The sequence below is a fragment of the Phenylobacterium sp. genome, from assembly GCF_036495085.1.
Taxonomy (GTDB): domain Bacteria; phylum Pseudomonadota; class Alphaproteobacteria; order Caulobacterales; family Caulobacteraceae; genus Phenylobacterium.
The window spans coordinates 1-8042 of the sequence record NZ_DASXNL010000059.1; the positions used below are offsets into that span (position 1 = coordinate 1).

The following is an 8042-nucleotide window of genomic DNA, read 5'->3' on the forward strand; positions in this document are numbered from 1 at the left end:
GGCGGCCGCTCATCCGACCGCCGTGCAGCCGACCGAGACCTACGGCCGCCACGGTTGGACCTACCTGCGGCTGGCGGACCTGGACCAGCCGACGCTGGAGGCCCTGCTGCGCCTTGCCTGGGTGAATGTCGCGCCCCGGCGCCTATTGCACGCCCTCTAACGGGTGAAAACCAGCACCCAGTAGGCCATCAACACCAAGTTGCTCGCCGCGAACGGGGTCAGCCGGTGGCGGACGTTGTTGCAGGTCAGGTGGACGAGCGAATGCAGAGCCCGAAGGGCGACATAGAGCCACGCCACGGCGAGAACGACCCCGTCGACCTTGCCGGCTACGAAGAACATGAGGCTGCCGACGTAGAACAGCATCGGCAGCTCAAGCAGGTTCATGTAGTTGCGGTTCGGGATCGAGACGTGGCCGGGCACAGCCGGCGACTCACCGAACTTGAAATCGTCGGCGGTGACCTGGCCCAACGCGCCGGCGCGGAAGCGCCGGATCGGTATCAGGGTCAATACGCCGAAGGTCAGGAAGGCGAGGGCGCCCATGGGCGCAAAGATCCAGCGCTGGTCCACGATTTTTCCCCGACTCGTCGCTTACAACGTAAACTACTCCCGTCGTGCTTGATCGGCTGAGGCGTTTCAGGCATAAGCCCGCGCTCACGTCGCCGGCCCTCTAGTCTGCGTCCCCATTTCCACGCCAGGATGAGTTTCCGATGGCCGTTCCTAAACGCAAAACCTCGCCGTCGCGGCGCAATATGCGCCGCTCGCACCACGCCCTGGGCGCCAACTCCTTCGTCGAGGACAAGGAAACGGGCGAGCTGAAGCGTCCGCACCACGTCGACCTGAAGACCGGCATGTACAAGGGCCGTCAGGTCCTGACGCCGAAGGAAGACTAGACGCCTTCGGGCTACAAGCCCTGCCGTATCCAAAGACGCCGGTCGCAGAGGTGGCCGGCGTTTTTGATTCCAGGATCGCTTGTGCGCCGCCTGATTCTCATCGGGGCCCGGTCGATCGCGGCGGCTTCCTCCGGGATCGTGGCCGACACCTACGCCTGACGCCGACTGGCGTTGGCGACCTCAAGATCGGCATCGTCCATATCGAAGGCCGCCTCTTGGGCCCTATTGGCTGCGTCCGCGAGCCTGAACGGCCGCCCGCCGGGCCTCGACCATCTCCGGGGTCACCGAGGCGTTGTGGACGACCGACCGCTCATGCTCGAGCGCCATGCCCTCGCCCATCGTCAGCGCGTAGCCGTCGTCGATCATCGCCTTGTAGGTGACCAGCATGTCGCCTTCGATGCTCGCCATCTCGCGGGCGAGTTTCAGGGCCGCCGGCATCAATTCCGCGGGCTCCACGACCCGGTTCACCAAACCCCAATCGTAGGCCTGCTGGGCGCTCAGGAAGTTACCTGTCAGCGACAGCTCCTTGGCCCGGTAGGGCCCGATCACCCGGCTCAGCTTCTGCGACAAGCCCCAACCCGGCGTGATGCCCACTCTTGCGTGGGTGTCGGCGAAGCGGGCGTTGGTCGAACAGACCAGCACATCGCAGGCCAGCGCCACCTCGAATCCACCGGTGATCGCCACGCCGTTGATCGCGCCCACGATGGGCTTTGAGCAAGCTAGCACAGCCCGCGCGGGGTTCTCCGCCGGGTCCGTGGCGTTGGCCGCGCCCATGCCGAGCGGATCGGTCGACAGCTCCTTTAGGTCGAGCCCTGCAGTGAACGCCCGCTCGCCGGCCCCGGTGAGCACAACGACCTTTACGCTCGGGTCGGCGTCGAGTTCGAGTATCGCCTGGCGCAACGCGGCCCGGAGGGCTTTGGAGAGCGCGTTCATCGCCTCCGGGCGATTCAGCGTGACGACCGCGACGGCGTCCTGGCGATCGATGAGCAGCATGGGGGTCCTCCGAGCGCGGCCCATATGCCCCAGGCCGCCAGTTCGCGAAAGCCGATCAATCCGTGCGTGTTCGCCGATATCGCTGAAACCTCGCGGATCATCGAGGTTGTCACTCGCAGCGACAGTCTGGCCGGGCGCGGCGAAGGGCGGTCGAGACCTTAATGGTGGACGGCGGCGGGTTGCGCCCCTGCTCCGTGCCGAAGGCACGAGATGCTGAGGCGTGAAGTCAACCGGCGTTGCCCGGGGCGTGGAAGCTTTGTAAGCCTCGCGCGCTCCCACACGCCCGAGGACCCCGAGGACTTCATGACTGAGATTGTCGACATCATCGCCCGTGAAATCCTCGACAGCCGCGGCAATCCGACGGTGGAGGTGGACGTGATCCTGGAGGACGGCTCCATGGGCCGCGCCGCCGTGCCGTCCGGCGCTTCGACCGGGGCTCACGAGGCGGTGGAAAAGCGGGACGGCGACAAGAAGCGGTATGCCGGCAAGGGCGTGCTGCAGGCTGTCGCTGCGGTCAATGGCGAAATCTATGACGCGCTGGCCGGCGCCGACGCAGAGGACCAGCGGCGCCTGGACCGCCTGCTGATCGACCTTGACGGCACGCCCAACAAGTCGCGCCTGGGAGCCAACGCGATCCTCGGAGTTAGCCTGGCCGCCGCCAAGGCCGCGGCGAGCTCGGCCGCACTGCCGCTCTACAAGTACGTTGGCGGCGTTTCGGCCCGCGTCCTTCCCGTGCCGATGATGAACATCATCAACGGCGGGGCGCACGCCGACAATCCGATCGACATCCAGGAATTCATGATCCTGCCGACCGGGGCTGCGACCTTCGCCGAGGCCCTGCGCATGGGCTCGGAGATCTTCCACGCCCTGAAGTCCCAGCTGCACGCCGCGGGCCACAACACCAATGTCGGCGACGAGGGCGGGTTTGCTCCGAACATCGGCTCGGCCGAGGAGGCGCTCAGCTTCATCATGAAAGCGGGCGAGCAGGCCGGCTATAAGCCGGACAGGGACTTCGTGCTCGGCCTGGACGCCGCCTCCACGGAATTCTTCAAGGCCGGCAAGTACGTCATGGAAGGCGAGGGCAAGACCTTCGATCCAGCAGGCATGGTCGACTATCTGGCCGGCCTGGTCGGAAAGTTTCCGATCGTCACGATCGAGGACGGCTGCGCCGAGGACGATCTCGAGGGCTGGAAGCTGCTCACAGATAAGCTGGGCGCCAAGGTTCAGCTGGTTGGCGACGACCTCTTTGTGACCAATTCCGAACGTCTGGCCATGGGCATCGGAAAGGGTCTGGCGAATTCGATCCTGGTGAAAGTCAACCAGATTGGCACCTTGTCGGAGACGCTGGACGCCGTCGATCTGGCGCACCGCAGCGCCTACACCGCGGTCATGAGCCATCGCTCCGGTGAGACCGAGGACTCGACCATCGCCGACCTGGCCGTGGCCACCAACTGTGGGCAGATCAAGACCGGCTCGCTGTCGCGCTCGGACCGCACCGCCAAGTACAATCAGCTCCTGCGCATCGAGGAAGAGCTCGGAGACCAGGCGGCATATGCCGGGCGCGCGGCGCTGAAACGGGGTTGAGGCTGGGAGGTTAGCGCGCCGTTAAGCACGATCGCGGAAAACTCCGGGAATCGTCTAGGAAACCTGCTGTGCTCGCCTACGTACGTCCGTTCCTGCCGACCACGGCGCTGATCCTCCTCATCGTCTATTTCGGATTCCACGCCTTTACCGGTGATCGTGGGATTCTGACCTCGAGCCAGCGTGACGAGACGCTTGTGGCCAAGACCCGCGAACTGGCCCAGGTGCGCGCCGAGCGCCAGGACCTGGAGATGCGTGCGCGCCTGTTGCGCGACACGAGCCTGTCTGCCGATCTCTTGGAGGAAAGGGCGCGCTCCCTGCTAGGCTTCGCCGATCCCAGGGACTATGTGATCCGAATGAAGCCCTAGCGCCCTTCGCGGGTTCTGGGGGACCTGTCGAAGGATTACGGAGAGACGCATGGCGCGAGAGCAGGCCGGCGCGGCCGGTCGGCGGAAGGCCAACGGCGCCGCTGCCGCAAAGCCTCCAGAGGCCGGCGGCGGCAAAGACGAGTTGCTGAAGCACTATCGCGACATGCTGCTGATCCGCCGCTTCGAGGAGCGGGCCGGCCAGTTGTACGGCATGGGACTGATCGGCGGCTTCTGCCACCTCTACATTGGCCAGGAAGCCATCGCAGTAGGCGTTCAGGCGGTAAAGCAGCCCGGCGACCAGGTGATCACCGGCTACCGGGAGCACGGCCACATGCTGGCCTGCGGCATGGACCCTAAAGAGGTCATGGCCGAACTCACAGGCCGCGCCTCGGGCTCGTCGAAGGGCAAGGGCGGGTCGATGCACATGTTCTCGACCGAGGCGGATTTCTACGGCGGCCATGGGATCGTCGGCGCACAGGTGAGCCTCGGCACGGGCCTGGCGTTCACCAATCGCTATCGCGACAACGGCAAGGTCGCCTTCACCTACTTCGGCGACGGCGCCGCCAACCAGGGACAGGTCTACGAGAGCTTCAACATGGCCGAGCTCTGGAGCCTGCCGGTCGTCTACGTCATCGAGAACAACCAATACGCCATGGGCACCGCCATCGACCGTTCTTCGTCGGAAACGCATCTCTACAAGCGCGGCGCCTCCTTCCGCATCCCAGGCGAGCAGGTTGACGGCATGGATGTGCTCGCCGTGAAGGCTGCAGCCGGCAAGGCCGCCGAGCACGCCCGCTCCGGCAAGGGGCCCTACATTCTGGAAATGAAGACCTACCGCTACCGCGGCCACTCGATGAGCGATCCCGCCAAGTACCGGACCCGCGAGGAGGTCGACGAGGTCCGCAAGACCCGCGACCCGATCGACCATGTGGAGGAGCGGCTCGAGAAGGAAGGCTGGGCCGATGAGGCCTCGCTCAAGTCGATCGACGCCGAGGTGAAGCGCATCGTGGCTGATGCGGCCGAGTTCGCCAGGACCTCGCCCGAGCCCGACCCCTCCGAACTCTACACCGACGTCTACACCACCGCTGCGGCAGGAGCGCCGGCATGACTGACGTGCTCATGCCGGCCCTTTCGCCAACCATGGAGGAGGGCACGCTCGCCAAGTGGCACGTGAAGGTCGGCGATCAGGTGAAATCCGGCGACGTGATCGCCGAGATAGAGACCGACAAGGCGACCATGGAGGTCGAGGCCGTCGACGAGGGCACCGTCGAGGCGATCCTGGTGCCGGAGGGCGCCGAGGAAGTTAAGGTCAATACGCCGATCGCGCGGCTGTCCGGCGAAGCCGGGGCCGCGCCGCCCGCGTCGCAACCAAGCGCAGCGCCAACCCCACAGCCGGTTGCGCAATCCCGCGCCGAAGCGTCCGGAGATCCGGAGCGAAAGGCGCCGGAAGCCGACGCCAGGCCGAAGCCGGAGGGCGGGGGGACGGCTGCTGTCCAGCCGGCCCAGCCGCTGCGCGATCCCGAGCTGCCCGCTGGCGTGAAGCTTGTGAAGGTCACCGTCCGTGACGCCCTTCGCGACGCCATGGCCGAGGAGATGCGCCGCGATCCCGACGTCTTCCTGATGGGTGAGGAGGTCGCCCAGTATCAGGGCGCCTACAAGGTCTCGAGAGACCTCCTGCAGGAGTTCGGAGACAAGCGGGTCGTCGACACGCCGATCACCGAGTACGGCTTTACCGGCCTGGGTGTCGGCGCAGCCATGGGCGGTCTGAAGCCGATCGTCGAGTTCATGACCTTCAACTTTGCGATGCAGGCCATTGATCACATTATAAATTCCGCCGCCAAAACGCTCTATATGTCTGGCGGCCAGATCAAGACCTCGATCGTGTTTCGTGGACCCAATGGCGCAGCAGCTCGGGTCGCCGCGCAGCACAGCCAGGACTACGCCGCCTGGTACGGCCACGTTCCCGGCCTGAAGGTCATTGCTCCCTATGACGCGGCCGACGCCAAGGGGCTTCTGAAGGCGGCAATCCGCGACCCGAACCCCGTGGTCTTCCTTGAGCACGAAATGCTTTACGGCCTGGAGTTCGACGTACCCGAAGGCGTCGACTGGGTCTTGCCGATTGGCAAAGCCAAGATCCGTCGCGAAGGCGCGGGTGTGACGCTGGTCGCCTATTCACGCATGGTCGGCTTGTGCCTGAAGGCCGCCGAGCAACTCGACTCCGAAGGGATCGAGGCCGAGGTCGTCGATCTGCGCACCATCCGGCCGATGGACTACGAAACCGTCGTCGAGAGCGTGAAGAAGACCAACCGCCTAGTGACCGTCGAGGAGGGCTGGGGCCCGATGGGCGTCGGCGCCGAGGTCATTGCGCGCGTGCTGGAACACGCTTTCGACTACCTCGATGCGCCGCCGGTGCGCGTGCACCAGGAAGACGTGCCGCTGCCCTACGCAGCGAACCTTGAGGCGCTCTCCATGCCGTCCGTCGAGAAGATCGTGAAGGCGGCCAAGCAGGTCTCGTACAAATGAGCGAAAGTCCGTTCACCTGGCGCGCCGGAGGCTGCCACTGCGGCGGGGTTCGCTTCGAAGTGGCGTTGCCGCAGGTCGTAGAGGCGCAGTCATGCAACTGCTCCATGTGCGCCAAGACCGGCTTCGTCCACGTGATCGTGCCGGAGAGCCGCTTCCGCATCACCAAGGGCGCAGAACGGCTCGCTGAGTACACCTTCAACACGCGGGTGGCGAAGCACCTGTTCTGTTCCGAATGCGGGATCAAGAGCTTCTATCGGCCGCGCTCCAATCCCGACGGCTGGAGCGTCAACGCCCGTTGCCTGGATACCAGCGAAGGGCTTGACCTCAGGATCGAAGCCTTCGACGGGCAGAACTGGGAAGCCAACGCCGCGGGGCTTTCCCATCTGTCGAAGGAACCTGCATGACGGAGCTGGCGGGCCACTGCCATTGCGGCGCGATCCGGGTGGATCTGGAGACGCCGCGGCAGGCCGCGGACCTGCCGTTGCGAGCCTGTCAGTGCAGCTTTTGTCGCCGGCATGGCGCTGAGACCACCAGCGACCCAGCCGGTCGGCTGCACATCGAGGCGGCGCCGGGTGCGGCGAACCGCTACCGGTTCGCGGGCCGCTCCAGCGATTTTCTGGTCTGCGCCGAATGCGGGGTCTATGTCGCAGCCACCCTTGAGACCGACGACGGCCTGATTGCGGTGCTCAATGTCCGAGGCGTCGACTTACCAGGCTTCGAGGGCCGCCAGGCTCAACCCATGATCTATGACGACGAGACCGCGGGCGAACGGCTGGCGAGGCGCAAGGCCCGCTGGACGCCCGCCGTCTTCGTCGAAACCAATCCGAGCGCCTGACACATGCCGATCGACATCCTGATGCCCGCGCTGTCGCCGACCATGGAAGAGGGGACGCTCGCCAAGTGGCATGTGAAGCCGGGCGATCGGGTGAAATCGGGCGATGTGATCGCCGAGATCGAGACAGACAAAGCCACGATGGAGGTGGAGGCCGTCGACGAGGGCGTGGTCCAGGAGATCCTGGTCCCGGAAGGCGCTGAGGGCGTAAAGGTCAACGCCCCGATCGCGCGGCTGTCAGGCGAGGGGGAGGCCGCTTCGCCGCCGCCCGCCAAGCCCGCCGCTGCGCCGAAGGCCGACGCCAAACCCGCTTCAGCTGACGATGCAACGCCGGCCGCGGCTATCCCGGCCCGGGCTCTCCCGGCCCGGGCGGCCACCCCCGAACCTGCCGCCCAGGCCCCTCGCGGCAACCGCATCTTCGCCTCGCCGCTCGCACGGCGGATCGCGCAGCAGAAAGGTCTCGACCTTGCCGCTCTGAAGGGTTCAGGCCCGCACGGCCGGATCGTCAAAGCCGACGTGGAGGGAGCCCGGCCGGGCCAGGCCGTGGCTCAAGCCGGCGACATTTCGGCGGCGGCCCCGCGGCAGGTCCTGTCGCTGGAGCAGCAGGGCATCGCGCCCGGCAGCTACGATCTCACCCCGCTGGACGGCATGAGGAAGACAGTGGCGCGCCGGATGACCGAGAGCGCGCGCGACGTGCCGCATTTCCCGCTCACTATCGACCTGGAGATCGACGCTCTCCTCGCGGCGCGCGCCAAGATCAATGCGTTGCTGGAAAAGTCGGGCGGCAAGGTCAGTGTCAACGACATGGTGATCAAGGCCGCCGCCATCGCCCTGATGCAGGTGCGCGAGGCCAAC

10 protein-coding genes are annotated in these 8042 nt (G+C 66.0%); 8 read left to right on the forward strand and 2 right to left on the reverse strand.

The window, feature by feature from the left end:
* Positions 1 to 156: 156 nt before the first annotated feature.
* Complete coding sequence (locus VGI62_RS07450) at positions 157 to 567, reverse strand: MAPEG family protein (protein ID WP_331503773.1); 411 nt, start codon at positions 565 to 567, stop codon at positions 157 to 159.
* A 140-nt stretch (positions 568 to 707) separates the two neighbouring features.
* Here VGI62_RS07450 and rpmF point away from each other — a divergent pair, with 140 nt between their 5' ends.
* Positions 708 to 890: a 50S ribosomal protein L32 gene (gene rpmF / locus VGI62_RS07455; protein WP_111515250.1), complete on the forward strand. Its 183-nt coding sequence runs from the start codon at positions 708 to 710 to the stop codon at positions 888 to 890.
* 222 nt (positions 891 to 1112) lie between these two features.
* On the opposite strand, the gene VGI62_RS07460 is transcribed toward rpmF, so the two are convergent.
* On the reverse strand, positions 1113 to 1883 hold the full coding sequence (locus tag VGI62_RS07460) for an enoyl-CoA hydratase (protein WP_331503774.1): 771 nt from the start codon (positions 1881 to 1883) through the stop codon (positions 1113 to 1115).
* Between the two features lie 303 nt (positions 1884 to 2186).
* Here VGI62_RS07460 and eno point away from each other — a divergent pair, with 303 nt between their 5' ends.
* The 7 genes from eno to VGI62_RS07495 all read left to right on the forward strand — a co-directional run.
* On the forward strand, positions 2187 to 3467 hold the full coding sequence (gene eno / locus VGI62_RS07465) for a phosphopyruvate hydratase (RefSeq protein WP_331503775.1): 1281 nt from the start codon (positions 2187 to 2189) through the stop codon (positions 3465 to 3467).
* A 68-nt stretch (positions 3468 to 3535) separates the two neighbouring features.
* Positions 3536 to 3832: a septum formation initiator family protein gene (locus tag VGI62_RS07470; protein WP_331503776.1), complete on the forward strand. Its 297-nt coding sequence runs from the start codon at positions 3536 to 3538 to the stop codon at positions 3830 to 3832.
* Positions 3833 to 3881: 49 nt separating this feature from the next.
* On the forward strand, positions 3882 to 4940 hold the full coding sequence (gene pdhA / locus VGI62_RS07475) for a pyruvate dehydrogenase (acetyl-transferring) E1 component subunit alpha (RefSeq protein WP_331503777.1): 1059 nt from the start codon (positions 3882 to 3884) through the stop codon (positions 4938 to 4940).
* On the forward strand, positions 4937 to 6355 hold the full coding sequence (locus VGI62_RS07480; protein WP_331503778.1) for a pyruvate dehydrogenase complex E1 component subunit beta: 1419 nt from the start codon (positions 4937 to 4939) through the stop codon (positions 6353 to 6355). Before pdhA ends, VGI62_RS07480 begins: the two co-directional genes overlap by 4 nt.
* Positions 6352 to 6759 (forward strand): GFA family protein, encoded by a 408-nt coding sequence (locus VGI62_RS07485; protein ID WP_331503779.1) that lies wholly within the window; start codon positions 6352 to 6354, stop codon positions 6757 to 6759. Before VGI62_RS07480 ends, VGI62_RS07485 begins: the two co-directional genes overlap by 4 nt.
* Entirely contained in the window at positions 6756 to 7190 is a 435-nt protein-coding gene (locus VGI62_RS07490) for an aldehyde-activating protein (RefSeq protein WP_331503780.1), read from the forward strand. Before VGI62_RS07485 ends, VGI62_RS07490 begins: the two co-directional genes overlap by 4 nt.
* A gap of 3 nt (positions 7191 to 7193) precedes the next feature.
* On the forward strand, positions 7194 to 8042 hold an 849-nt coding region (locus tag VGI62_RS07495), incomplete at its 3' end, for a biotin/lipoyl-containing protein (protein ID WP_331503781.1).